Source organism: Aequorivita flava (genome assembly GCF_038742595.1).
Lineage (GTDB): Bacteria > Bacteroidota > Bacteroidia > Flavobacteriales > Flavobacteriaceae > Aequorivita > Aequorivita marisscotiae.
Genome location: NZ_JBANCF010000004.1, coordinates 43,489 through 67,697 on the forward strand (window position 1 = coordinate 43,489; position 24,209 = coordinate 67,697).

27 protein-coding genes are annotated in these 24,209 nt (G+C 36.2%); 16 read left to right on the top strand and 11 right to left on the bottom strand.

Annotated features, from left to right (window positions below; translation table 11 throughout):
- Together VZD24_RS07110 and VZD24_RS07115 are read right to left on the bottom strand one after the other, a co-directional pair.
- Complete coding sequence (locus tag VZD24_RS07110) at positions 1 to 372, bottom strand: PH domain-containing protein (protein ID WP_279448040.1); 372 nt, start codon at positions 370 to 372, stop codon at positions 1 to 3.
- A gap of 43 nt (positions 373 to 415) precedes the next feature.
- Complete coding sequence (locus tag VZD24_RS07115; protein WP_342686351.1) at positions 416 to 832, bottom strand: helix-turn-helix transcriptional regulator; 417 nt, start codon at positions 830 to 832, stop codon at positions 416 to 418.
- Between the two features lie 292 nt (positions 833 to 1,124).
- Between VZD24_RS07115 and VZD24_RS07120 the strand changes: the two genes are divergently transcribed.
- From VZD24_RS07120 to VZD24_RS07140, 5 genes are all read left to right on the top strand, one after another.
- Entirely contained in the window at positions 1,125 to 2,291 is a 1,167-nt protein-coding gene (locus tag VZD24_RS07120) for a M14 family zinc carboxypeptidase (protein ID WP_342686352.1), read from the top strand.
- Positions 2,292 to 2,324: 33 nt separating this feature from the next.
- Positions 2,325 to 2,804, top strand: a complete 480-nt coding sequence (locus tag VZD24_RS07125; RefSeq protein WP_279448037.1) for an Lrp/AsnC family transcriptional regulator — start codon at positions 2,325 to 2,327, stop codon at positions 2,802 to 2,804.
- 73 nt (positions 2,805 to 2,877) lie between these two features.
- Positions 2,878 to 3,393, top strand: coding sequence for a DinB family protein (locus VZD24_RS07130; protein ID WP_279448036.1), 516 nt, complete (start codon positions 2,878 to 2,880; stop codon positions 3,391 to 3,393).
- Positions 3,394 to 4,350: a YihY/virulence factor BrkB family protein gene (locus VZD24_RS07135; RefSeq protein ID WP_279448035.1), complete on the top strand. Its 957-nt coding sequence runs from the start codon at positions 3,394 to 3,396 to the stop codon at positions 4,348 to 4,350. It abuts the gene before it with no gap.
- A 108-nt stretch (positions 4,351 to 4,458) separates the two neighbouring features.
- Complete coding sequence (locus VZD24_RS07140) at positions 4,459 to 5,007, top strand: type 1 glutamine amidotransferase domain-containing protein (RefSeq protein WP_279448034.1); 549 nt, start codon at positions 4,459 to 4,461, stop codon at positions 5,005 to 5,007.
- Positions 5,008 to 5,068: 61 nt separating this feature from the next.
- On the opposite strand, the gene VZD24_RS07145 is transcribed toward VZD24_RS07140, so the two are convergent.
- Positions 5,069 to 5,362 carry a hypothetical protein gene (locus tag VZD24_RS07145; RefSeq protein ID WP_279448033.1) on the bottom strand — a complete coding sequence of 98 codons (294 nt, stop codon included), beginning with the start codon at positions 5,360 to 5,362 and terminating at the stop codon, positions 5,069 to 5,071.
- Positions 5,363 to 5,439: 77 nt separating this feature from the next.
- On the bottom strand, positions 5,440 to 6,510 hold the full coding sequence (aroB, locus tag VZD24_RS07150; protein ID WP_342686353.1) for a 3-dehydroquinate synthase: 1,071 nt from the start codon (positions 6,508 to 6,510) through the stop codon (positions 5,440 to 5,442).
- Positions 6,511 to 6,579: 69 nt separating this feature from the next.
- Here aroB and VZD24_RS07155 point away from each other — a divergent pair, with 69 nt between their 5' ends.
- Positions 6,580 to 7,758, top strand: coding sequence for a proline dehydrogenase family protein (locus VZD24_RS07155; RefSeq protein ID WP_279448031.1), 1,179 nt, complete (start codon positions 6,580 to 6,582; stop codon positions 7,756 to 7,758).
- 5 nt (positions 7,759 to 7,763) lie between these two features.
- Here the strand turns inward: VZD24_RS07155 and VZD24_RS07160 are convergent, their stop codons facing one another.
- From VZD24_RS07160 to porX, 7 genes are all read right to left on the bottom strand, one after another.
- A complete protein-coding gene (locus tag VZD24_RS07160; protein WP_279448030.1) occupies positions 7,764 to 8,141 on the bottom strand; it encodes a hypothetical protein in 378 nt (125 codons plus the stop codon).
- Positions 8,142 to 8,187: 46 nt separating this feature from the next.
- Positions 8,188 to 9,387: an alanine dehydrogenase gene (locus VZD24_RS07165; protein WP_279448029.1), complete on the bottom strand. Its 1,200-nt coding sequence runs from the start codon at positions 9,385 to 9,387 to the stop codon at positions 8,188 to 8,190.
- 57 nt (positions 9,388 to 9,444) lie between these two features.
- Positions 9,445 to 9,957: a hypothetical protein gene (locus VZD24_RS07170; RefSeq protein WP_279448028.1), complete on the bottom strand. Its 513-nt coding sequence runs from the start codon at positions 9,955 to 9,957 to the stop codon at positions 9,445 to 9,447.
- Entirely contained in the window at positions 9,920 to 10,060 is a 141-nt protein-coding gene (locus VZD24_RS07175) for a hypothetical protein (RefSeq protein ID WP_279448027.1), read from the bottom strand. The genes VZD24_RS07170 and VZD24_RS07175 overlap by 38 nt, the downstream gene beginning before the upstream one ends.
- Positions 10,061 to 10,434: 374 nt before the next feature.
- The gene (locus tag VZD24_RS07180; protein ID WP_279448026.1) at positions 10,435 to 10,947 is read right to left on the bottom strand and encodes a hypothetical protein; all 513 of its coding nucleotides are present in this window, start codon (positions 10,945 to 10,947) and stop codon (positions 10,435 to 10,437) included.
- A gap of 265 nt (positions 10,948 to 11,212) precedes the next feature.
- Positions 11,213 to 11,626 (bottom strand): tRNA (adenosine(37)-N6)-threonylcarbamoyltransferase complex ATPase subunit type 1 TsaE, encoded by a 414-nt coding sequence (gene tsaE / locus VZD24_RS07185; protein WP_342686354.1) that lies wholly within the window; start codon positions 11,624 to 11,626, stop codon positions 11,213 to 11,215.
- Between the two features lie 94 nt (positions 11,627 to 11,720).
- On the bottom strand, positions 11,721 to 13,271 hold the full coding sequence (gene porX, locus VZD24_RS07190; protein ID WP_342686355.1) for a T9SS response regulator signal transducer PorX: 1,551 nt from the start codon (positions 13,269 to 13,271) through the stop codon (positions 11,721 to 11,723).
- A gap of 155 nt (positions 13,272 to 13,426) precedes the next feature.
- Here porX and VZD24_RS07195 point away from each other — a divergent pair, with 155 nt between their 5' ends.
- The 10 genes from VZD24_RS07195 (at position 13,427) to VZD24_RS07240 (ending at position 24,207) form a co-directional block, all read left to right on the top strand.
- A complete protein-coding gene (locus tag VZD24_RS07195) occupies positions 13,427 to 14,671 on the top strand; it encodes an HD domain-containing protein (RefSeq protein ID WP_279448023.1) in 1,245 nt (414 codons plus the stop codon).
- Between the two features lie 120 nt (positions 14,672 to 14,791).
- Positions 14,792 to 15,817 (top strand): UDP-3-O-(3-hydroxymyristoyl)glucosamine N-acyltransferase, encoded by a 1,026-nt coding sequence (lpxD, locus tag VZD24_RS07200; RefSeq protein WP_279448022.1) that lies wholly within the window; start codon positions 14,792 to 14,794, stop codon positions 15,815 to 15,817.
- A complete protein-coding gene (locus tag VZD24_RS07205) occupies positions 15,810 to 17,216 on the top strand; it encodes a bifunctional UDP-3-O-[3-hydroxymyristoyl] N-acetylglucosamine deacetylase/3-hydroxyacyl-ACP dehydratase (protein WP_279448021.1) in 1,407 nt (468 codons plus the stop codon). Before lpxD ends, VZD24_RS07205 begins: the two co-directional genes overlap by 8 nt.
- Before the next feature lie 84 nt (positions 17,217 to 17,300).
- The gene (lpxA, locus tag VZD24_RS07210; protein ID WP_279448020.1) at positions 17,301 to 18,086 is read left to right on the top strand and encodes an acyl-ACP--UDP-N-acetylglucosamine O-acyltransferase; all 786 of its coding nucleotides are present in this window, start codon (positions 17,301 to 17,303) and stop codon (positions 18,084 to 18,086) included.
- Between the two features lie 33 nt (positions 18,087 to 18,119).
- A complete protein-coding gene (efp, locus tag VZD24_RS07215) occupies positions 18,120 to 18,686 on the top strand; it encodes an elongation factor P (RefSeq protein WP_279448019.1) in 567 nt (188 codons plus the stop codon).
- A gap of 67 nt (positions 18,687 to 18,753) precedes the next feature.
- Positions 18,754 to 19,692, top strand: a complete 939-nt coding sequence (locus VZD24_RS07220) for a UDP-3-O-(3-hydroxymyristoyl)glucosamine N-acyltransferase (protein WP_279448018.1) — start codon at positions 18,754 to 18,756, stop codon at positions 19,690 to 19,692.
- Positions 19,689 to 20,102: a nuclear transport factor 2 family protein gene (locus VZD24_RS07225; RefSeq protein WP_279448017.1), complete on the top strand. Its 414-nt coding sequence runs from the start codon at positions 19,689 to 19,691 to the stop codon at positions 20,100 to 20,102. Before VZD24_RS07220 ends, VZD24_RS07225 begins: the two co-directional genes overlap by 4 nt.
- Positions 20,103 to 20,213: 111 nt before the next feature.
- Positions 20,214 to 21,086, top strand: a complete 873-nt coding sequence (gene sucD, locus VZD24_RS07230; RefSeq protein ID WP_279448016.1) for a succinate--CoA ligase subunit alpha — start codon at positions 20,214 to 20,216, stop codon at positions 21,084 to 21,086.
- A 231-nt stretch (positions 21,087 to 21,317) separates the two neighbouring features.
- Positions 21,318 to 22,064: a 3-oxoacyl-[acyl-carrier-protein] reductase gene (gene fabG / locus VZD24_RS07235; RefSeq protein ID WP_342686356.1), complete on the top strand. Its 747-nt coding sequence runs from the start codon at positions 21,318 to 21,320 to the stop codon at positions 22,062 to 22,064.
- 109 nt (positions 22,065 to 22,173) lie between these two features.
- Entirely contained in the window at positions 22,174 to 24,207 is a 2,034-nt protein-coding gene (locus VZD24_RS07240; protein ID WP_342686357.1) for a vWA domain-containing protein, read from the top strand.
- Positions 24,208 to 24,209: the final 2 nt, after the last annotated feature.

Sequence of the window (24,209 nt, forward strand, 5' to 3'; positions counted from 1 at the left end):
TTACTTAACCTTCTTTGCGGTAGCTTTACTTTTCTTTGTTTTACCCACTTCACTAAATTCAAAGGTGTACTCGTCTTTATTGGTAGTTAGTATTTTTATAAGAATGGCTTTTTTTTCGGCCTGATTTTTAGGGTTTATTTTTTTAAGCACATATTCGCAATCATTGATCCATCTAATAGAGGATGAGTCAGTTTTACCCTGATAGTAATCTACTTCGATAGAATCGTTGCGTGTAATGGTGGTTTTAAATACTTCGGTGCCTGATAATGCTTCAAATTCGAAAGTGCCTGTTCTGAAATTGGCACAATTTCGCTCTGCCTCGTAACAGCCCGTGAAAAGAAAACTACCCAATAAAACTAAAAGAAAACGCATATTTAATTTTTATGCGAATTTCCGAAAAATAACTGTAAAAGGCTCAATTTTCATAGAGATTAAAAGTTCCGTCAGAATAAAAGATCACTATTTTTTCAATCTGTTTTTCAGAATTTGTTGTTGGTCTTCTCAATGTTTGCTTCATACTATTTTCATCTGAAAAAAGATCCATTACCTTTTTATCTGAAGTAGGAGTTTGGGTTTCTATTTTTTCCTTCAGTTCTTTTTGTACGGAAGTGGGAAAAGTGCCTTTCCCAAAAAGTAACCAATCCATATCAACCTCTGGAAATTTTTTATAAAGTTTCATTACAAATTCCAAACTTGGTTTATTTCTTCCCGACAATAAATGTGAAATAGTAGAGCGGTTAAAATCTATTTCTTCCGCAAATGCTGCAGCCGTTAAACTGTAATATTCCAGTATTTTTTCAAGTCGTTTTGTAAAATCAGAACCGTTTACCATTGTAACATATTTTTCGGAGATTAAGCGGTTACAAATGTAAATTATATTTAATCAACTACAAAAATATTTATTATTTGAACTTGATATTGTTAAATATACACTTTATTTAATATAGTTTAACTAATTGATATTAAGTTTATTCAACCCTATTTTTATGGAAGTAATTATATTTATCCAATTCAATAGTAAAATCAAGTTAATTTTGTTTACTGATGTAATCTAAAACCAATGTTTTTTAGTGTTACAATTGTAAACAAGCCATTGTTTAACTTTGTAAACTATAATTTTACGTATGAAAATAGAGCAATGGTATAAGGATCATTTTGAATCGTCGTTACAAGGAAGGTACATTAGTTTAACCACTGTGTACCCAATTGTAAACAGCTATAAAAAGAATTTTGAAATTACGGTCCCAGGCAAATCAGAAATGGGCCAAGATATTCCTTTGATAAAAATTGGTCATGGCAGAAACATTGTATTGGGATGGTCTCAAATGCACGGTAACGAATCTACGACCACGAAGGCAATTTTCGACTTTTTAAAATTTATAAATCAGAAACAATATTTTCAGACTGAGATTAAAACATTTTTGGAGCATTTTACCTTTTATGTTTTCCCAATGCTCAATCCAGACGGGGCTTGCAATTACACCCGCGAAAATGCAAATGGTATTGATTTAAATCGCGATGCCCAAGCGTTGTCGCAAAGGGAGAGTCAAGTACTACGCGGTATTTTTGATACAATTAAGCCAAATCTGTGCTTAAATCTGCACGACCAGCGTTCAATTTATGGTTTTAAGAATGGAAATCCTGCCGTTGTTTCTTTTCTGTCGCCGGCAGCCGATAAAAAAAGAACTATTACCCAAGCCAGAATAGTTGCTATGGAACATATTGTTAGAATAAATAAAACGCTTATGGCCCATATTCCCGGGCAAGTTGGCAGGTATGATGATAGTTTTAACGAGGCTTGCGTGGGCGATACTTTTCAAAAAAACGGCGTGCCAACACTGCTCTTTGAAGCAGGCCACATTGCACAGGATTACTCCAGGGAAAAAACGAGAGAGTATATATTTTATTCGCTTTTAACGGTTTTTGGGATAATTGGTAAAAGTGGAGAGAAGGTAGATTATAAAGAATATTTTGATATTCCCGAAAATCTAAAAAACCATAAAGATTTTATTTTGAGAAATGTGAAATTGGAGGGCGACTCCAAAACGGTATCCGTTGCCATTCAATATCGAGAAATATTGCAGAACGGTATCGTAAACTTTGAACCTTTTATTGACGAGATAGGAAGTCTAAAAAAATGTTTCGGATATATTGAAAAAAATGCAAACGGCGCGGAAATTTTAACAGATTCGCAAGAAAATTTAACAGTTGGAACGAATATTTCAAAAATTATTGATAAATCGAATAAATCGGTAACATTTTTTCATAAAAACAATTCTATTTTAGAGTAAAACTTCATAGTTTTGCAAAAAAATTTAGAAAACATGCCAAAATTTAAATTAGACGAAACAGACCACAAAATTCTAGATCTATTAATTGACAATACGCGAATCCCCTTTACCGATATTGCTAAAAAATTAGAGATTTCCGCAGGAACAATTCACGTTAGAGTAAAAAAAATGGAAGAGGCGGGTATTATCACCGGATCCTCACTTCAAGTTGATTATAAAAAACTTGGATATGCCTTTATAGCATATGTAGGTGTATTTATTTTTAAAACTTCGCAAACCCAATTTGTTCTGGAACGCATTAGTGAAATTCCGTTTGTAACCGTAGCTCACGTAACTACTGGAAAATTTAATATTTTCTGTAAGATTAGAGCACGCGATACAGCGCACGCCAAAGATGTGATTTACCAAATTGACGATATTGAAGGCGTTAGCCGTACTGAAACTATGATTTCTATGGAAGAAAGTATAAACGACAAAAAACGTTTGTTGCATTCAATTTTTAAAGAAATATAATTTTTTTCAAAAATTAATATTCATTAAACCTTTGCCAAACAGCAAAGGTTTTTTTTATCTTTAAAATAAAACTATGACCCTAACGGATCTTGATAAATCAACTTATAATTCATATTATCAAAAATACTTAAACTTAGTTGGTGATAAACCGCTACTCGAAGCTCTGCAAAGGGGACAGGTAGAAACGGAAAACTATTTTGAAAATCTAGAAACTTCCTTATGGGAGTATCGATACAAAGAAAATAAATGGACACCAAAAGATATCTTACAGCACATAATAGATACAGAACGTGTATTTGTATATAGAGCTTTATACTTTTCACGCGTGGATGAAGCAAATTTAGATGGTTTTGATGAAAATCTTTTTGCTGAAAATGCTTTGGCAAATCTTAAAACTGCCGATGCTCTCCTAAAGGAGTATAGCGCTGTTCGTAACGCTACAATTAGTTTATATAGCGGTTTTAGCACGATGCAACTAAGGCGTTGCGGTAAAGCCAATAACAGCGTATTATCTGTGGCTGCTGCCGGATTTATAATCTGCGGTCATGAAATTCATCATAGAAATATTATTAATGAACGCTATTTATAAATGAAATTTTTAAAACTTTTAAAAAACACTTACTTAAGTTGGGACAAAAATGATCCGTGGGCCAAAAGTGCGGTTATTGCCTATTATGCTCTATTTTCATTGCCTTCATTATTAATAATATCAGTACATTTTGCAGGAGTATTTTTTGGTAGGGAAGCAGTTGAAGGAAGAATTACCGGTGAAATTAGTGGGCTTATAGGTAAGGGAAGCGCAGAGCTGGTACAGACCATGATAATTAATTCTACTTTGTCAGAAAGCTCGCTGTTATTTATAATTTTTGGGATTGGTGTACTAATATTTGGAGCTACGGGAGTGTTTTTTCAGTTGCAAAAGGCGCTTAATGATATTTGGAGCGTCCGTGCCAAAAAAAACACGTTTATAGATACGCTTAAGCGTAGAGCAATCTCTTTTGGCATGGTACTGGCAATTGGGTTATTGTTGTTAATTTCATTGGTTATTACCAGTGCAATAAATGCTTTAAGCGACTTAATTGGAAATTACTATACCGATCTTTCGTCGCAAGTAGTCCAGATTTTAAATTTTGTTTTTTCGCAAATAATAATAACCGCCTTATTTGCCACAATTTTCACTTTGCTCCCCGATGTAAAAATAAAATGGAAAACTAACCTTATTGGGGCTTCCATTACAGCACTTCTATTTTTGGTGGGTAAATATTTAATTGGTTTTTATTTTTCGGCATCAGATCCGGCTTCGGTCTATGGTGCAGCGGGTAGTTTGGTGCTTATCCTTCTTTGGGTTTATTACACCTGTCTTATTCTGTTTTTTGGAGCTGAACTTACGGTTAATTGGGCCCTTTTTAGAAATATTAAAATAGAACCTTCCAGTAATGCTACACTTTCATATGAACGCGAAATGGAGGAGCTGCGCGCGTATAAAAGGAAGGTAGAAGAAGATAAAAAAAAAGCCGAAATCTTAAAGAGTAACACCAAACCTTAGTATTTCTTAACAAAGATTAATAAAACATTATTATCGTAAAATTGATATACCGCCAACTCCATAGTATATTGGTCTTAATTAATTGTTTAACTTAAAAAAGAGAAGAATATGAAAAAGAGAATTGCAATATTAGCAACTGACGGATTTGAAGAATCTGAATTGAAATCACCGAAAGAGGCGATGGAAAAGGAAGGTTTTAACGTGGAGATTATTAGTGAAAAAGAAGGAACAATAAAAGGCTGGGCAGATGGTAACTGGAGCAATGAGTACAATGTTGATCAAACGTTGGATTCTGCATCTGCGACAGATTTTAATGCTTTGGTTTTACCAGGTGGCGTTATAAATCCCGATAAATTAAGGCGAAATGATAAAGCGCTTAAATTTGTTCAACATTTTTTTGAACAAAAAAAACCTGTGGCTGCTATATGCCACGGACCGCAAATTTTAATTTCGGCCAATGTGGTAAAAGGTAGAAAAATGACTTCGTTTAGTTCAATTAAAGACGATTTAATTAATGCCGGCGCCAATTGGGTAGATGAAGAAGTAGTAGTAGATGAAGGGTTTGTAACCAGTAGAAATCCGGACGACCTGCCAGCTTTTAATTCCAAACTAATTGAAGAGGTAAAAGAAGGTAAGCACGAATTACAACATGCGTAATGCCTAAAATGAATGTAAAAAAAAAGAGGCTGAAAAGCCTCTTTTTTTATTGTGTGGAAGTTTATTCCTCTTCGTCCATTTTTTTTCGCTCTGGCATTTCGCTTATTGGCTCATTGAAATCTGCATCTTCATAGTCATCTTCGTCAAAATTAGCCATTGAAATTTCCAGACGAGAACTCACTTTAACCAAATAAATGGTGTCTTCTGTTCTAACCTCAACAGCTTCAACTGTCTCATTTTTAGCGTTTTTGAATGTTATAACATGATCGTCATCGTATCCGTCAGGATATTTATCAACCAATAGTGAAAGTATTTCTGGGGTTAGCTTTCGATAATCTACAATAATTCGCTTCATTTTAATTTTCAATCTTTAATTTGAGGTTATAAAACTATTCAAAAATAGAAGAGATAAAAATCTTTTCGAGATAATTTTTAGAAATTTTTATAATAGTTAAATGCGTTGAAAATCAATTTGTTGCTTACGGTGCAATTTGTTCGTGGGTGGCCAATATTCTCTAAAAGTACAAAGCGAACCTCTCCATTGCTGTTTTTTTTATCGAAGACAAGTAGTTTTATAACTTCATCAATATCGTTTGTGGTAAAATCTACTTTTGGAAAATATGCCAAAATAGTAGTGGCAACATCTTCCAACTTTTCTTTGGGGAATCCTATACTTTCAGCAGAAATATACGTTGCCAAAATTAGACCAATTGCTACAGCTTCGCCGTGAAGTAGAGGTTGTTTGTTATTGTTTTTTAAGAAATACGATTCAATTGCATGGCCGAGGGTATGCCCGTAATTTAATGTTTTCCGAAGATTTTTTTCAAATGGATCTTCAGTTACTATGTTATTTTTTATTTCAACAGATTCTATAAGCAATTCATCAAACTCGCGCTTTTTGTCAATGGTAATTTTCTTTAATCTTTCCCAATAATCTTCACTATAAATTAAACCGTGTTTTAACATTTCGGCAAGTCCGGATGTTATATGCGCTTTGGGCAAGGTTTGTAAAAAGTTAGTGTCTAGAATAACCATTTCGGGCTGGGTTATTACGCCTATTTGATTTTTTAGATGTCCTAAATCTACTCCATTTTTTCCGCCAACCGAGGCATCAACCATTGCTAATAAAGTTGTTGGGATATTTATAAATCGTAATCCCCGTTTAAAGGTAGAAGCCACAAAGCCTCCCAGATCGGTAACTACACCACCGCCAAGGTTAATAATTATACTATTACGGTCTGCACCGCTATTGGAAAGTGTGTTCCAAACATTTAAACAAGTAGTAATATTTTTATGTATTTCGCCTACCGCCATGGTTATTGTGTGAATTTTTTTTTCGCCTTCGTATTTTTTTAAAAAATAGGGTAGGCAATGGGTAGCTGTATTTTTATCTACTAATACAAATATTTTTGCATCTACTTGATTGTCAATGTATTTTGTTGCAGCGTTCCACGATTGATGGTCGTGGTAAACTTGTCCTTTTTCAGGTAAATTAATTTCCATTAAATATTGATTTTATCATATAATCAGAAGTCAAATCTAACTATATTTGTGCACTTTATATTAAACTTTATGAATTCAAATTCTCTTTTTGATAATACTGAAACAGCTTTTCGGCTAAAGAGCGATTCTGAACTGGAAAGAGCTTATTTCCTTTTTAAAATGATTTCAAAGGAGCCATTGGTGAAAATAGGAACTGCTGTAACAAAATTTGCGTTAAACGTAAATCTGCCGGTGGAGGGACTAATACGATCAACAGTGTTTGACCATTTTTGTGGAGGTGTAAGCGAAACTGACTGTATGACTACGGTTGATAGGCTGTCTGATGTTGGGGTATGCTCCATTTTAGATTTTTCGGTTGAAGGAAAGGAAGAAGACGCACAATTTGATGCCACTGCAGCCAAAGTAAACGAGCTAACGGAATTTGCAAAGAATAAAAAAGCGATGCCATTTTCAGTATTTAAACCAACTGGGTTTGGCAGATATTCTGTTTTTAAAAAGGTAACAAACAAACAAACTTTAACCGATGTTGAAATGCAGCAATGGCGCAATATTGAAGCCCGTTACGAGAGCGTTTCAAAAACGGCTTATGATTGTGGCATTAGTTTATTGATAGATGCCGAAGAATATTGGATGCAAGGTGCCGCCGACGAATTATGCGAACGGATGATGGAAAAGTATAACAAAGAACGCCCCATAATATTTAATACCTTGCAATGTTATAGATGGGACCGTTTAGATTATTTAAAACAGCAACACAAAAAGGCGCTTGATAAAGGATATAAATTAGGGTTTAAAATTGTTCGTGGTGCCTATTTGGAAAAGGAAAATGAGCGCGCTGTAGCCGGTAATTATAAATCTCCAATCTGCGAAAGCAAAAAAGCCACTGACGATAATTTTAACGAAATCATGAAATACATAATGGACAACTTAGACGATATTGAGTTGTACATTGGTACCCATAACGAACTGAGCACATATTTGGCTATGGATATGATGGAAGCGAAGGGAATTTCGCGAAGTGATGAACGTATTTGGTTCGGACAACTTTTCGGGATGAGCGACCATATAACCTTTAATCTTGGTGCGGAAGGATATAATGTGTCTAAATACATTCCTTTTGGTCCGGTTAAAGATGTAATGCCCTATTTAATTCGTCGGGCAGAGGAAAACACGTCTGTGGCGGGACAAACAAGCCGCGAGCTCACACTTCTGAAAAAAGAGCGGGAGCGAAGAAAGTTGAGTAATTAAAAAGATTATTGAGTACTAATATTTGCCTTTAATACAGTTGCCAGTTCCTCACAGTTTTCAATAGTTAACTTTAGGTTTTTTTCTGAAATTTCACCTTCAATAACATAAATTCTACAAGAATCTAATTGGGTGTTACTTTCTGAAAAAAGCACATCGCCTTCTACCAAAAGTGTTGAAATCGCCGAAGTATCCAAACTATTTTCCTGTAATGCTCGGAGGGTTTCTTCGGAAAAGGCGCGTTCCTTTAAACGAATATTTTTTAGGGTTCTTGATTCGGGGCCGTAAGCGCAGGATGTTTTTTTTCCGCTGAGAATAAAAAACAGCAGAGCTATTCCTATTAAAAAACCACCGGAAAAATAAACCAATCTATAAGCTAATCTCATTTTTAGGAAATTTGGTTATTAATTCGAAACAAATTCGAACTAATTTTTAAAAAATTAACAAGTTAATATCGCTATATGGCATATCGAACCAATCTGCAACTGCTTTGCTTGTTAAAATTCCGCGGTAAAAGTACAAACCATTTTTTAAACCATTGTCAAAGCGAATGGCGTTTTCGAGTCCGCCACCTTCGGCAATTTCTAAAATATAGGGAGTGAAGATATTACTGATAGAAATAGATGCCGTTTTAGGATATCGCGCTGGAATATTTGGTACCCCGTAATGGATAACGTCGTGTTTTTTAAAAGTTGGTTGGTCATGACTGGTCATTTCGGTGGTTTCAAAACAGCCGCCCATGTCTACACAAACATCAATAACCACAGCGCCTTTTTTCATATTGCGCACCATTTCTTCAGTTACAATAATGGGAGCGCGGTTATGACCGCGAACAGCACCAATTGCAACATCACAGCGTCGTAATGCTTTCATAAGATTTTTAGGCTGGATTGTAGAAGTGTATAAAATCCTACCCACGTGCGTCTGAATTGTTCTTAGTTTGGTTATTGAACTATCAAAAACTTTTACATTTGCTCCCAGGCCCAATGCAGATCGTGTGGCAAACTCACCCACGGTACCAGCACCAATTACAACTACCTCTACCGGTGGAACTCCACTAATATTGCCAAAAAGCAAGCCGTTTCCTTTTTTTGCGTTTACCATTAATTCGGCAGCGATAAGCACAGAGGCCGTTCCTGCAATTTCACTTAATGCCTTTACGGCGGGGTAGCTGTGGTCTTCATCTTTAATAAACTCAAAAGCTAAGGCCGTAATTTTCTTTTTAGCCAGTGCCTCAAAATATGATTTCTGCCTTGTTTTTAATTGAAGGGCAGAAATAAGAACCGTTTTGGGATTAATTAATTCTAATTCGTCGAGAGTGGGGGGCTCTACTTTTAAAACCATAGGGCATCCAAATACCTTCTTTTTATCGGTGGTCATTTCGGCGCCGGCTTCCGAATATTCGGTATCGGCAAAACCGGCTTCAATACCTGCACCATTTTCAATAAGCACCCGATGGCCATTATTCACTATGGCATTAACAGCATCTGGGGTTAAGCAAATTCGTTTTTCTTGAAAATACGCTTCTTTAGGAATACCGATAAATAGTTCTCCTTTTTGTTTGGATATTTCGAGCGTTTCCTCCTGCGGAAGTAATTGAGCCCTGGTGAAGGGTGATTTTGGTTTTGACATGGCACTAATTTGGCAGTCTCAATTTACGGAATAATTTTTAGAATCCTAATGAATGATTTAACGAAAGAGTTCTTTAATCTGCTGCCAGATGGATTGTTTTTCCAGCAATTCCTTTTCAAAAGATTTTAGGTCGTCTTGTCGCATTTGGCTAAAGAGTTTGGCTCTTATTAAATAGACAAAGGGGATTACAACCATCATAATGGGAATGACATAGATAATTTCAACTTCATCTACTCCAAAATTTTGTTTTATAAGATTGAACAATTGAAAAACATACATAGAAAGCGGTACTAGTATAATCCAGTGCCACCAATGTTTGCAGGTAAAGAACCAAATGAGTAAGAGAATAACTGGTATTATTTTTCCAGTTAAAAACCAAGCGTATTGATATATTGAAGGAAATTCGGTTGTGAATGTAAATAAGAAAGTTTTCCAAACTTGAGTATCGCTTGGAAAACTTTCATAGGCATAATATAGTAAGGGAGTACACCCTATTATAAATACAATAATGCCGCCTTGTATTAAGCTTTTTTTATCCGGCTGGCGGAACCTTAACCGTTCTCGCGTCAATTTGTTGTGTGGTTTGTTCATCTTGAATTCCTTCTGGGGTACATGAGGCAAATAATCCTGCGGCAAAAATTGCGGCTACAAAAATAAGTTTTAAGTTTTTCATAATAATAAGTTTTTGTGAGGTTAATATGTAACAAACCTACACCCAAAAAACTTATTTTTAATAACTATGTTAATTGTATATTTACAAGTTTTATCACGCTTAAATTCAACAAAATACGTTTAAAGGTGCATAATAAGGTATATTTAGCGATAAATGTTAAAATCTATAAATTTAATATTTCTGTGGCTAACAGTAGCTTTTATAGATATTTATTGAAAATGAAAAACTAAATTTTGGTTTAATAATATTGAAAAATTGTCCTAAACTTGTGTTTTAAAACTATCACTTATCAGTATTTAGTGAGAGATACTCCAAATAGAATAGTAAATACGAACGCTAAGATATAAAATTTGATGGTATAATTAACCTCCCTATTAAAAGAGATCTTTGATCTGATCCCAAAAAGATTTCTTTTGACTTAGTTCCTCTTCAAATGTTTTCAGGTCTTTATGAACTAGGTTGTTAGCCAACTGAGCTCTAATTAAATATACAAAGGGAATTATTATGAGCATAATAGGAAAGAGCCACCATATTTCTACCTCATCGGTTATACCTACATCATCATTTATAACGCTAAATAATTGAAAAGCAAACATGCCAATGGGTATTAAAATTACGTGATACCACCAATGTTTACAAGTTATAAACCAAATCGCTAACAAAAAAAGTGGAACAAATTTTCCCATCATTGTCCATGCCGATACTTGAACTTTTTGATACCAATTGGCCTCGTAAGTAAACAAAAAAGTTTCCCACGTTTTAACTTGTGGGAAACTTGTGTATGAATAAAAGATATAAGGACTTGCCGCTATGATTAGGGCAATTATACTACCCGTTACTAGGTATGATGATGTCGCTTTTTTTGATTTGTTGTGGTGTTTGTTCATCTTGAATGCTTTCTGGGGTACAAGAAGCTAAGGTTCCAAGAGAGAAAATTGTTGCGATAAATAAATACTTTAGAGTTTTCATAATATATAGTTTTTGTGAGGTTATTAATACTTCAAACCTACCACGAAAAAAGCTAAAAAATCCAACTATTTTTCCCCTATATTTATAAATTTTTTCTTCATTAATATCCCGGCTCTATAATTTTTGCGATTTGGGGCAAACAACTAAAAAGTAATTTAAAATATTTAATATCTCGTTACAATTTTATCTCATAGGCATAATTTTTATGTTTCTACTTCTGTTAGGGTTTGTTTTAATATAAATTTTTGTGGCGTCTTTTGGCAAGAGCGGGTCTATCTTATCTGGCCATTCTATAAAAACATAATTGTCGCTGTATAAATAGTCTTCAAAACCAATATCGAAAGCTTCGGTTAAGTTGTTTATTCTGTAAAAATCAAAATGATATGCTGTGCCTTCTCGCAGATCGTATTCATTTACGATAGCAAAGGAAGGGCTGCTTGCAGGTTGTAAAACTCCAAGTTGCTTTACAATTTCATTAATTAAAGTTGTTTTACCAACTCCCATTTCACCATAAAAAAGAAATATTTTTGATGCTGAATGTTTTAAAACCTTGGTAGCAACTTCACTAATTTCATTTTCGGTATATGTCAATTCCATATAATAAGAAATGCGAATATAGCCAATTATAGCCAATTATAGAAACTATCCCTAAAATCTAGAAAGTATTATAACACCTTTGTTAAAAAATATTTTACTTGGGTGTAAAAACTGAAAAAGGGATTATCATTTCTTCTAACGAAACGCCCCCGTGCTGGTACGTATTTCGGTAATAACTAACGTAGTGATTGTAATTGTTTGGGTAGGCAAAAAAGTAATCGCCTTTTGCAAAAATAAAGGAGCTGCTCATATTAATGGTTGGCAGGTGGATAGACTTTGGGTCTTTTGCGGCTAAAACCTCTTTATCTTCATAGGTTAAACTCTTTCCAGTTTTATAACGAAGGTTTAAACTTGTGTTTTTATCGCCAATTACTTTTGAAGGATTTTTTACATTAATTGTTCCGTGGTCCGTTGTTATAATTAATTTAAATCCTAATCGAGCAGCCTGCTGAATAATCTCTAACAAAGGCGAATTTTTAAACCAACTTTGTGTAAGCGATCGGTACGATTTATCGTTAGAGGCTAATTCTTTTATAACTTCCATTTCGGTTTTTGAATGCGATAACATATCTACAAAATTGTAAACCACCACCGTTAAATCTTCGTCCTTGTGGCTTTTAAAATTTTCAACAAGTTTTTTTCCTTGTTTTAAGCTTGAAATTTTATGGTAACTCCAGTTTAGCCTTAATCCCAGGCGCTTGAGTTGTGCTTCCATAAATTCTTGTTCCTTCATGTTTTTTCCGCCCTCTTCGGTATCGTTCAACCAAAGATCGGGGTGTAATTTTTCCATATCGCTTGGCATTAGGCCCGAAAAAATTGCATTTCGAGCGTATTGCGTTGCCGTAGGTAGGATACTGCAGAAAAGCTCTTCGTTGGTTTTTTTATAAATATTGGCCACCGTGGGCTCAAATGCCTTCCATTGATCAAAACGTAAATTATCTATTACCACCAATAGGGTTGGAGTGCCTTGTTGTAGCTGCGGCTGGATTTTTTCTTTAAACAGGGTGTGCGACATGATTGGCGCTTCGGTAACATCCTCAAACCAGTGTGGATAATTTTTATCTATAAATTTACAAAACTGGCTATTTGCCTCGGTTTTTTGAGATTCCAAAATCTCGAACATTCCTGAATCTTCAATGTCTTCCAACTCCAGCTCCCAATAAACCAATTTTGTGTACAGATCTTTCCATTCCTCAAAGCTATTTACCATAGATAGATCCATTGCTATTTTTCGGAATTCCTGCTGGTAATTTGACGTTGTTTTTTCCGAAATCAATCTGCTGTGGTCCAAATTCTTTTTTAAACTCAATAGAATTTGATTTGGATTCACCGGTTTAATAAGATAATCGGCAATTTTAGAGCCTATGGCTTCTTCCATTATATATTCCTCTTCACTCTTAGTTATCATTACTACTGGAATAGAGGCTTGAAATTCCTTAATCTCGGCAAGCGTTTCGAGCCCTGTGAGGCCTGGCATGTTCTCATCCAAAAAAACAATATCGAAATTTTCTTTTTTTATTTCGTCTAAAGCCTCCGATCCACTTTGTGCTGTAGTAACACTATAATTTTTATTTTCAAGAAAAAGGATGTGTGGTTTAAGCAAATCTATTTCGTCATCTACCCAAAGTACTTTTATGTTGCTCATATATGTATATTTGTCTTTCTACTCCCTACCTTTGGTATTGGAGTTTGGTTATTTTTAAATTTGTGAATAATTCTAATCGCTTAGAAGAATCTTCTTCAAAAATAAAGCTGAATTTTCGCAAACAATTATTGAAGCTACTAATTTAAAGTTAAAGTTTGAAAACCCTTCCCAAGCACAAAACTATAAACGATCCTATCTATGGTTTTATTACCATACCCAGCCAGCTGGTTTTCGATTTAATGGAGCATAAATATTTCCAAAGACTTCGGAGAATTTCGCAAATGGGCTTTTCGTACATTGTTTATCCTGGTGCGCACCACACCCGTTTTCACCATGCCTTAGGCGCTATGTTTTTAATGCAAAAAGCTGTGCAGGTGCTTAAATATAAGGGAGTTAAAATTTCTGCAAAGGAGGAAGAAGCCCTTTATATGGCCATACTTTTGCACGATATTGGCCACGGTCCTTTTTCGCATGCTATGGAAAATAGCATTGTTGAAAACGTTAGCCATGAGCAAATTTCACTATTTTTTATGGAAGCTTTAAATAGGAAGTTTAACAAGCAATTAACGCTTGCCATTGAAATTTTTAAAGACCAGTACCCGCGAAAGTTCCTTCACCAGTTAGTTTCGGGGCAGCTAGATATGGATAGGTTGGACTACCTAAAACGCGACAGCTTTTACACCGGCGTGCCAGAGGGAACCGTAAACGCCCAACGTTTAATAGCAATGCTGAATGTAAAAAACGATTCCTTGGTGGTGGAAGAAAAAGGTATTTATTCGGTAGAAAACTTTCTCGTTGCCCGCCGGTTAATGTATTGGCAGGTATATCTTCATAAAACTGGAATCGTTGCAGAGCAGTTACTGGTTCGTGTTCTAAAACGCGCCAAACAGCTTGCGGCCAGCGGTAAAGATCTTCCGGCGAGCGATGGGCTAAAGTTTTTTTTAACGCATACTATAAATTCTAACGACTTTTCGGATGAAGTGCTCAATACGTTTTCAAAATTGGACGATTACGATATTATTTCGGCTATGAAAATGTGGGTAAATAACGAGGATTTTGTTTTGAAGAACCTTTCAAAAATGCTTTTAAATCGGGATTTACTGAAAATTAAAGTAAAATCGCAGGTTTTTCCACTTCAAAAATTAAAGCAAAAGCAAAAGTTTTTAATGGATGCTTTCCGTATTTCGGAAGAAGAAGCGGCGTATTTTGTTTTCACAGGAAAGCTAGAAAATCAAGCGTACAGCATGGAAAAAGATACCATTAATTTATTGAAGAAAAACGGTAGGACAATAGAAGTTGCAAAAGCGAGCGACCAGTTAAATTTAGAAGCGCTTTCCAAATCTGTAGTAAAATACTATATGTGCTATCCAAAAAACAATAAAGATAGCTATAGCAACTAAGTCCTTTTTTTCTATTTTTGCAAGAATGAAATTGAACGTCCAAAAATCCATTCAATTAAAATGTGCTACTTTGCAGGCGGTACAAATATGGTCGTTAGTTATTAAAATTCGAAACCTATAATGAAATTTACAGCAGCCCAAATAGCAGGATTACTCAATGGCACCGTAGAGGGTGATGAGGGCGCAGAGGTTTCGCAACTGGCAAAAATTGAAGAGGCAGATGGTGGTACACTTACTTTTTTGTCCAATCCAAAATATACGCCGCACATATATACCACAAAGGCGTCTATTACAATTGTAAATAATGATTTTGTTCCGGAACATACTTTTAATACCACGTTGATTCGGGTAGATAATGCTTACAATGCATTTTCACAATTGCTGGAATATTACAATCAGGTAAAAATGAACAAGACCGGAATTGAAGAGCCGGTCTTTATTTCAAAAAGTGCCCAATACGGTGAAAATATGTATTTAGGCGCTTTTTCATATATAGGTGAAAACGTAAAAATTGGCGATAATGTAAAAATTTATCCCAATGTTTACATTGGTGATAATGTAACGATTGATGATAATTCCATTTTATTCACCGGAGCAAAAATTTATTCCGAAACTGTAATAGGGAAATCTTGTGTTATAAATAGTGGGGCTGTTATTGGCGCCGATGGTTTTGGTTTTACTCCCAATAAAGATGGCGAGTATATTAAAGTGCCCCAAACTGGAAATGTAATTTTGGAAGACAATGTTGATGTAGGGCCAGGCACAACTATAGATCGAGCAACCTTGGGATCAACCTTAATTAAAAAGGGAGTGAAATTAGACAATCAAATTCAGATTGCACATAATGTTACAATTGGCGAAAACACCGTTATTGCCGCTCAAACAGGAGTTGCGGGTTCAACCAAAATAGGTAAAAATTGTATGATCGGCGGGCAAGTGGGCATTGCCGGACATATTATAATTGGCGATAACGTAAAAATTCAGGCCCAAAGTGGTATTGGCAGAAACGTAAAAGACAATGAAACCCTACAAGGGTCTCCAGCTTTAAGTTATAGTGATTTTAATAAAAGTTATGTTTATTTTAAAAACCTTCCCAAAATTATGGAGAGGTTTAATGTAGTTGAAAAAAAGCTTGATAATGAATGAAAGTTTGGTAAAACAGCGCACTATTGGTAAGGATATATCGCTTACAGGAGTAGGTTTGCACACGGGCAAAGAAGTTACAATTACCTTTAAACCAGCACCGGAAAATCACGGATATAAATTCGTGAGAATAGATTTGGAGGGGAGTCCCGAAGTAGAGGCAGACGCAATCTATGTGGTAAACACCCAACGTGGTACTAACCTGGAGAAAAACGGAGTTAAAATTCAAACTTCCGAACACGTGCTGGCCGCATTGGTGGGTCTAGAGATAGACAACTGCTTAATGGAATTAAATGCTTCAGAACCTCCAATTATGGATGGTTCCTCAAAATTTTTTGTTGAAGCGCTCGAAAAAGCTGGTATTGTAGAACAAGATGCTGAAAGAACAGAATACATAGTAAAGGAAGTTATTTCATACACAGATGAAGATTCTGGAAGTGAAATTATTGTTATGCCTGCTGACGAATACCAAGTAACTACCATGGTAGATTTTGGCACCAAGGTTTTAGGAACGCAAAATGCCTCTTTAAATCGTATTTCAAATTTTAAAGATGAAATAGCCAATGCGCGTACCTTTAGCTTTTTGCACGAAATTGAAATGCTGTTGGAGCACGGCCTTATAAAGGGAGGCGATTTAAACAACGCAATAGTTTATGTAGATAAAGAACTTTCGCAAAGCACAATGGATAAACTTCGTACTGCTTTCGGAAAAGATTCTATTTCGGTAAAACCCAATGGGATTCTAGACAATTTAACCCTTCATTATCCAAACGAAGCGGCAAGACACAAGTTACTGGATGTAATTGGCGATTTGGCTTTGGTTGGAACACGGATTCGCGGTAGAGTAATTGCCAATAAACCCGGCCATCACGTAAATACGCAATTCGCGAAAAAACTTTCGCGTATTATTAAGATGGAGGCACGTAACAATATTCCAAAATTCGATATTAACCTTCCACCAGTAAAGGATGTAAACGAAATTATGGCAATGCTACCGCATAGACCGCCTTTCTTACTGGTAGATAAAATTATGGAAATGACCGATACAAGTGTCGTGGGACTTAAAAACGTTACCATGAACGAACCATTTTTTGTTGGTCACTTTCCAGGAGCACCGGTAATGCCTGGGGTTTTAATTGTTGAAGCAATGGCGCAAACGGGAGGAATCCTCGCATTGAGTACCGTTCCCGATCCCGAAAATTATTTAACGTACTTTATGAAAATAAACAACGTTAAATTTAAACAACAAGTAAATCCGGGCGATACCCTTATTTTTAAACTTGAATTAATGTCACCTATTCGTCGTGGAATTGTTCACATGCACGGAAATGCATACGCGAATGGCAAATTGGTGACTGAGGCCGAATTAATGGCCCAAATGGTAAAAACAAAAAATTTATAGTTAAAAGTTAGCGTGAAATATTCGTTTTTAATTCAAAAACCGATACCGCAATTTTTTAACTGTAAAAAACATTAAACGAGAGAAATGAATCAACCACTTGCATACGTCCATCCGGGCGCAAAAATAGCCAAAAACGTTGTTATTGAACCTTTTACAACCATTCACAATAATGTTGTTATTGGGGAAGGAACTTGGATCGGGAGCAATGTTACAATTATGGAAGGAGCTCGCATTGGTAAAAATTGTAACATTTTTCCCGGTGCTGTTATTTCGGCCATTCCACAAGATTTAAAATTTAAGGATGAAGAAACTACAGCAGAAATAGGTGATGGAACAACTATTCGAGAATATGTAACCATAAACCGCGGTACGGTAGATAGAGGCAAAACGGTTATTGGTAAAAACTGTTGGATTATGGCTTATTGTCATATAGCCCACGATTGCATCGTTGGTGATAACTGTATTTTTAGCAATAACAGTACCTTGGCAGGCCATGTAACTGTTGGAGATTTTGTTATCTTGGCCGGTATGACGGCGGTTCACCAGTTTTGTATGATTGGTAACCACGCCTTCGTTACTGGTGGCTCCTTAGTGCGGAAAGATGTTCCTCCATTTGTAAAAGCCGCTCGCGAGCCCCTAAGTTATGTAGGGATAAATTCTATTGGGTTAAGAAGAAGAGGTTTCAGTTCGCAAAAAATTACCGAAATACAGAATATTTACAGACTCCTCTATCAAAAAAATTACAATACTACACAAGCCACTGAAATTATCGAGGCCGAAATGGAAGCCACTCCTGAGCGCGATGAAATACTTCAGTTTATCAAAAATTCCAAAAGAGGAATTATGAAAGGCTATTTCAATTCAAATTAAAAACTAATTATTAATTCAACGTAAACATAAATAATGGCCACTTCATCAGATATTAGAAAAGGACTTTGTATCCGCTATAACAACGATATTTATAAAATTATTGAATTCCTTCACGTAAAACCAGGTAAGGGGCCGGCATTTGTCCGTACAAAAATGAAAAGTGTTACTACTGGGAAAACCATTGATAATACCTTTTCGGCAGGTCATAAAATAGACGATGTACGTGTTGAAACCCATAAATTCCAATATTTGTACAGCGAGGGCCAAATGTATCATTTTATGAATACCGAGGATTATTCACAGATTCAGTTAATGAAGGATATTCTTGACACACCAGAGTTAATGAAAGAAGGCGAAATAGTTACCGTACTTATAAATACCGAAGACAATGCCCCTCTTTCTGTTGAAATGCCAGCTCACGTAATCTTGGAGGTAACTTCAACCGAACCAGGTGTAAAGGGCAATACTGCTACAAATGCCACAAAACCCGCCATTGTAGAAACAGGAGCCGAAATTAACGTCCCGCTGTTTATAAACGAAGGCGATAAAATTAGAATAGATACCGATAAAGGTCAGTATCAAGAAAGAATTAAAGAATAACAAAAGCGTAGCCCTGCCAATTCGGGTTTATAAGTCTTAAAAAATCACTTAATATTTACTATTTATTTTGAAATTTCCTGCTCCCCAAACCCTTGAAAATATAGCTGTTATAATCGGTTCCGATTATGTAGGGGAACCTGCATTTCCTGTTTTGGGGATGAATGAAATTCATGTAGTGCAACCGGGAGATATAGTATTTGTGGACCATCCGAAGTATTATGATAAAGCCCTACAATCGCAGGCAACGGTTATCCTAATCAATAAAAAAGTTGATTGTCCCGCTGGCAAGGCTTTGCTTATTTCTGATGATCCTTTTCGTGATTTCAATAAATTAACCCAACATTTTAAACCATTTGAAAGTGCAAAGAGTGCAATTTCAGAATCTGCCAAAATAGGTGTAGATACCATTATTCAGCCCAATGTTTTTATCGGGAATAATGTAAAAATTGGAAATAATTGCTTAATTCATTCCAATGTTTGTATTTACGACAATACCGTAATTGGCAATAATGTAACCATACACGCCGGAACAATATTGGGTAGCGATGCATTTTATTATAAAAATCGGCCTGAAAAATTTGATAAACTTTTAAGCGGTGGCAATGTTGTAATTCAGGACAATGTAGATCTTGGCGCGCTTTGCACCATAGATAAAGGAGTTACTGCCGCAACCACAATTGGTGAAGGTTCCAAGCTGGACAATCAAGTTCAGGTTGGGCACGATACGGTTATTGGTAAACGTTGTTTAATTGCTTCACAAGTAGGTATTGCCGGTTGTGTGGTGATTGAAGATTTTGTAACAATTTGGGGGCAGGTGGGTATAACCAGTGGTATTACAATTGGCGAAAAAGCAGTTATTTCGGCCAAAAGTGGCGTAAGTAAATCCTTGCCAGGCAACCAGTCTTATTTTGGAACACCGGCAGATGAATTCAGAAAAAAGTATAAGGAATTGGCTTCAATTAGGCTTATTCCAGAAATTATAGAAAAATTGAATAAATTATCATGAAGAATAAAGCAAAAGAAATAGTCAGAAACTTCTACAGGTCAGATATATTGAGGGATGAAACTGTGATGGAGCGATTTTTTCATCCAGAATTAACCCTAATCTGGAACAGTGCCAACGGACTTACGATCATGAATTATGACGATATTGTAAATTTCTTTGGCGAAGTGCGGCGATCTTATAACGACTTACGGGTAGAAATAAGCCATTTGCTCGCTGATGGCAATCATGTAACCATTCGGTATAAATACTATATCCGTACGATGGAAAATTCTGATGAAGAACTAGGTATTGCCCATTTTATTGCCATTTGGGAAATAAAGGACGATTTAATATACCGGGGATATCAAGTCAGCCAGCCTGTAACCGATAAGGATGATACAAACGAAAGTTATCATAGAGTTAAGGTGTAATATCTTTTAAAAGCCTTGCCAAAAACTGTATCTTTGCGGCGATTATAAGAGAATCTGCTTTTGGTTCTACTTCAATCATTAATAAAAATAACCAATAGAAAATAGTTAAAAATGAGCGTTTTAGTAAATAAAAATTCAAAAATAATTGTTCAAGGCTTCACGGGTAGTGAGGGTACATTTCACGCCGAACAAATGCTGGAGTACGGAACCAACGTGGTAGGAGGGGTTACTCCAGGAAAAGGTGGGCAAATGCATTTAGATAGGCCTGTTTTCAACACAGTTTCAGAAGCAGTTGAAAAAACGGGCGCCGATACTTCTATTATTTTCGTACCACCTGCATTTGCTGCAGACGCCATTATGGAGGCCGCCGATGCGGGTATTAAAGTAATTATTACTATTACCGAAGGAATTCCTGTAAAAGATATGATTACAGCTTCAGACTATTTAAAAGATAGAGACTGCCGCCTGATTGGTCCTAACTGTCCGGGCGTTATTACCCCAGGCGAAGCAAAAGTAGGTATTATGCCAGGTTTTGTATTTAAAAAAGGAACAGTAGGAATTGTTTCAAAATCGGGAACACTTACTTATGAAGCGGCTGATCAAGTAGTAAAACAAGGATTGGGCATTACAACTGCAATTGGTATTGGAGGAGACCCTATAATTGGTACTTCAACTAAAGAAGCGCTGGAAATGCTAATAAACGATTCTGAAAGCGAAGCCGTAGTAATGATTGGCGAAATAGGCGGGCAATTAGAAATAGATGCAGCAAATTGGTACAAAAATAGCGGTATTAAAAAACCTGTAATTGGTTTTATTGCTGGTGAAACGGCACCTGCTGGGCGTACCATGGGCCACGCCGGAGCAATTGTAGGGGGTAGTGACGATACAGCGCAAGCTAAGAAAAAAGTAATGCGCGAATGTGGGATTCACGTTGTAGATTCTCCAGCAGAAATTGGTAAAAAAGTAAAAGAAGTTTTAGGATAACTAGCAATTTTAAACCTGCGAGGTTTTAAGAACCTTGTAGGTCTCAATCTTTAATTAGCTCTGTGAAATTCGCAGGGCTTTTTTTATGGAGAACCCGCAACCTTTTGTTATATTTGAAACCCCGCCTTTTGCGGTTTTTTAATTTACACATGTTGGGTCGAGCGGGTAACACAGAGCGAAGCTAAAGCGCAGCCGAGACCTATTTAGTTTAAAATCAAAAATGTTCATTATATGAAATTATTAGAAGGAAAAACAGCAATAATCACCGGTGGTAGCCGAGGAATAGGAAAAGGTATAGTTGAAACATTTGCCCAACACGGTGCCAATGTAGCTTTTACATATAGTTCATCTGCCGAAGCCGCAAATGCCCTGGCAGACGAGATTTCAAAAACAGGTGTTCAGGCAAAAGCCTATAAAAGTGATGCAGCTTCTTTTAACGAAGCTCAAAAATTAGCCGAGGAGGTTATAAAAGATTTTGGGAGCATTGATATACTCGTAAACAATGCCGGAATTACAAAAGATAACCTGTTAATGCGTATTTCTGAAGAAGATTTCGACAAAGTGATTGAAGTGAACCTAAAATCGGTTTTCAATATGACCAAAGCTGTGCAACGAACCATGTTAAAGCAGCGAAAAGGCTCTATTATAAATATGAGCTCCGTGGTAGGAGTGAAGGGAAATGCAGGACAGACAAATTATGCAGCTTCCAAGGCCGGCATCATTGGTTTTTCTAAATCTGTGGCTTTAGAATTAGGTTCTCGCGATATTCGCTGTAACGCCATCGCTCCAGGTTTTATTGAAACTGAAATGACCGGAAAACTAGACGAAGCCACCGTGCAAGGTTGGCGGGATGCCATTCCATTAAAACGCGGCGGTTCTCCCGAAGATATTGCCAATGCGTGTGTTTTCCTTGCTAGCGATCTTTCGGCATACGTTACAGGCCAAGTGTTGAACGTTGATGGCGGAATGCTAACCTAAGTTATATTAGGTGGTTGGTTGTAGATTGCGGAACTTATTCAGAAAATAATAAATTTCTCATACTATTGGCTTTTCAACTTTTAAACTCCTAAATATTTAAACTTTTTCAGTGACCACAGAAACCATACTTTATATAATTCTCGCCGGAGTAGTATCTATTGCTCTGGCGGTTTTTATGTATGGTTATAAGTCTAAACAAACTGGATCGCTACGATGGATTTTTGGCATACTTCGTTTTATAACCTTATTTTCTATCTTGCTTTTAATCATAAATCCAAAATTTAAAAGTGAAACCTATACCATTGAAAAGCCAAAACTCCCTGTGCTTATTGATAATTCGGCGTCGGTACGTGAGTTGGGTCAAACTGAGAATGTTTCGGAATTACTTCAAAAATTTAAGGAAAACGTAGATTTAAATAACAAGTTTGATGTTTCGTATTATTCCTTTGGAAATGATTTCCGCGAAAGCGATTCCCTATCTTTTGATGAAAAAAACACCAACATTGCCAAAGCACTTTCCTTAACAAACAGGCTGTTTAAAAATAAAACAGCACCAACCATTATTGTAACCGATGGCAATCAGACCCTTGGAAACGATTATGAATTTTCGTCAGCATCATATAAAAATGCTATGTACCCAGTAATTTTGGGGGATTCTGTAAAACACACCGACTTAAAAATTGAACAACTAAATACCAATCGGTATGCATTTCTTAAAAATCAATTTCCGGTAGAGGTGATTTTAAATTACAGTGGCCTTAAACCTGTAAATTCTGAGTTTATTGTTACACAAGGCGCGGCAACGGTTTATAGAGCAAATGTTTCTTTTTCTGAAAATGAATCTTCAAAAACATTAAATTTTACACTGGCGGCCAATGCTGTGGGCCTTCAAAAATATACGGCGCAGCTGCTTCCGCTAGCCGAAGAAAAGAACAAAACCAACAATAAAAAGCAGTTTGCGGTAGAGGTGATAGACCAAGCTACCAACGTTTTGGTGGTGAGTAAAATTACGCATCCAGATTTAGGTGCGTTAAAAAAGGCTGTTACATCTAATGAGCGTCGCACTGTGGCGTTTAAAAAACCTGCGGAAGCCGTAAACTCTTTGAACGATTATCAATTAGTTATTCTCTATCAACCGGACAGGGGGTTTGCTTCAATTTTTAATGAAATCGAAAAAACGGGTAAAAACACGCTAATTATTTCTGGATTATCCACAGATTGGTATTTTTTAAACGGCGCGCAGGACCATTATAACAAAGAGGCTTCCAACGCCAATGAAGACATTCAAGCCAAATTGAACAGCAACTATGGCACTTTCGCGGTTGAGGATATTGGCTTTAACGATTTTCCGCCTTTGCATACAGAATTTGGCGCATTAACCATCAGCGTGCCCAATGAAGTAATGCTGGAACAAACCGTTAACGGAATTACTAACGGAAATCCATTGCTCGCCACAATGGAAATAAACGGCAAACGCGATGCCATCTGGGATGGGGAAGGATTTTGGCGTTGGCGTGCGCGTAGCTTTTTACAAACTGAAAGCTTTCAAAGTTTTGATGATTTTATCGGAAATCTCGTTCAATATTTAGCATCAAACAAACGCCGAAACAGGTTGGAAGTCTCTTCGGAAACATTTTACTATAACAATAATCCAATAAAAATTTCTGCCCAGTATTTTGATAAAAATTATGTTTTTGACAATCGTGCCTCGTTGAATATTTCAGTAAAAAATACGGAGACGGAAAAACAGACCGTTTTCCCGATGCTGCTGCGTAACAATTATTACGAAGTAGATTTAAACAGTCTTTCGGCTGGAGAGTACAATTACACGGTTTCGGTGGCAAACGAAGCGGTTTCAAGCAGTGGCAGTTTCACTATTTTGGATTTTAATGTGGAGCAGCAATTCCTCAATGCCGACGTTTCAAAACTTCGGCGCATGGTCCAAAATACAAACGGAAAAGCCTTCTTTGCCTCAGAGGGCGATTTGCTTATCAATGCTTTAATTGAAAATACTAACTTCCAAAACATCGAGAAAAGCGAGCAAAAAGTAGTACCTTTGGTGGATTGGAAGTATCTTCTCGCCCTTATCGTTCTTGCACTCGCAGCAGAATGGTTTATAAGAAAATATAACGGACTCATCTAAAT

What these genes read in the sequence shown, in the direction of transcription:
- VZD24_RS07110 (WP_279448040.1), bottom strand. Translation starts at nt 372, where the DNA reads ATGCGTTTTCTTTTAGTTTTATTGGGTAGTTTTCTTTTCACGGGCTGT.
- VZD24_RS07115 (WP_342686351.1), bottom strand. Translation starts at nt 832, where the DNA reads ATGGTAAACGGTTCTGATTTTACAAAACGACTTGAAAAAATACTGGAA.
- VZD24_RS07120 (WP_342686352.1), top strand. Translation starts at nt 1,125, where the DNA reads ATGAAAATAGAGCAATGGTATAAGGATCATTTTGAATCGTCGTTACAA.
- VZD24_RS07125 (WP_279448037.1), top strand. Translation starts at nt 2,325, where the DNA reads ATGCCAAAATTTAAATTAGACGAAACAGACCACAAAATTCTAGATCTA.
- VZD24_RS07130 (WP_279448036.1), top strand. Translation starts at nt 2,878, where the DNA reads ATGACCCTAACGGATCTTGATAAATCAACTTATAATTCATATTATCAA.
- VZD24_RS07135 (WP_279448035.1), top strand. Translation starts at nt 3,394, where the DNA reads ATGAAATTTTTAAAACTTTTAAAAAACACTTACTTAAGTTGGGACAAA.
- VZD24_RS07140 (WP_279448034.1), top strand. Translation starts at nt 4,459, where the DNA reads ATGAAAAAGAGAATTGCAATATTAGCAACTGACGGATTTGAAGAATCT.
- VZD24_RS07145 (WP_279448033.1), bottom strand. Translation starts at nt 5,362, where the DNA reads ATGAAGCGAATTATTGTAGATTATCGAAAGCTAACCCCAGAAATACTT.
- aroB (WP_342686353.1), bottom strand. Translation starts at nt 6,510, where the DNA reads ATGGAAATTAATTTACCTGAAAAAGGACAAGTTTACCACGACCATCAA.
- VZD24_RS07155 (WP_279448031.1), top strand. Translation starts at nt 6,580, where the DNA reads ATGAATTCAAATTCTCTTTTTGATAATACTGAAACAGCTTTTCGGCTA.
- VZD24_RS07160 (WP_279448030.1), bottom strand. Translation starts at nt 8,141, where the DNA reads ATGAGATTAGCTTATAGATTGGTTTATTTTTCCGGTGGTTTTTTAATA.
- VZD24_RS07165 (WP_279448029.1), bottom strand. Translation starts at nt 9,387, where the DNA reads ATGTCAAAACCAAAATCACCCTTCACCAGGGCTCAATTACTTCCGCAG.
- VZD24_RS07175 (WP_279448027.1), bottom strand. Translation starts at nt 10,060, where the DNA reads ATGAAAAACTTAAAACTTATTTTTGTAGCCGCAATTTTTGCCGCAGGA.
- VZD24_RS07180 (WP_279448026.1), bottom strand. Translation starts at nt 10,947, where the DNA reads ATGAACAAACACCACAACAAATCAAAAAAAGCGACATCATCATACCTA.
- tsaE (WP_342686354.1), bottom strand. Translation starts at nt 11,626, where the DNA reads ATGGAATTGACATATACCGAAAATGAAATTAGTGAAGTTGCTACCAAG.
- porX (WP_342686355.1), bottom strand. Translation starts at nt 13,271, where the DNA reads ATGAGCAACATAAAAGTACTTTGGGTAGATGACGAAATAGATTTGCTT.
- lpxD (WP_279448022.1), top strand. Translation starts at nt 14,792, where the DNA reads ATGAAATTTACAGCAGCCCAAATAGCAGGATTACTCAATGGCACCGTA.
- VZD24_RS07205 (WP_279448021.1), top strand. Translation starts at nt 15,810, where the DNA reads ATGAATGAAAGTTTGGTAAAACAGCGCACTATTGGTAAGGATATATCG.
- lpxA (WP_279448020.1), top strand. Translation starts at nt 17,301, where the DNA reads ATGAATCAACCACTTGCATACGTCCATCCGGGCGCAAAAATAGCCAAA.
- efp (WP_279448019.1), top strand. Translation starts at nt 18,120, where the DNA reads ATGGCCACTTCATCAGATATTAGAAAAGGACTTTGTATCCGCTATAAC.
- VZD24_RS07225 (WP_279448017.1), top strand. Translation starts at nt 19,689, where the DNA reads ATGAAGAATAAAGCAAAAGAAATAGTCAGAAACTTCTACAGGTCAGAT.
- sucD (WP_279448016.1), top strand. Translation starts at nt 20,214, where the DNA reads ATGAGCGTTTTAGTAAATAAAAATTCAAAAATAATTGTTCAAGGCTTC.
- fabG (WP_342686356.1), top strand. Translation starts at nt 21,318, where the DNA reads ATGAAATTATTAGAAGGAAAAACAGCAATAATCACCGGTGGTAGCCGA.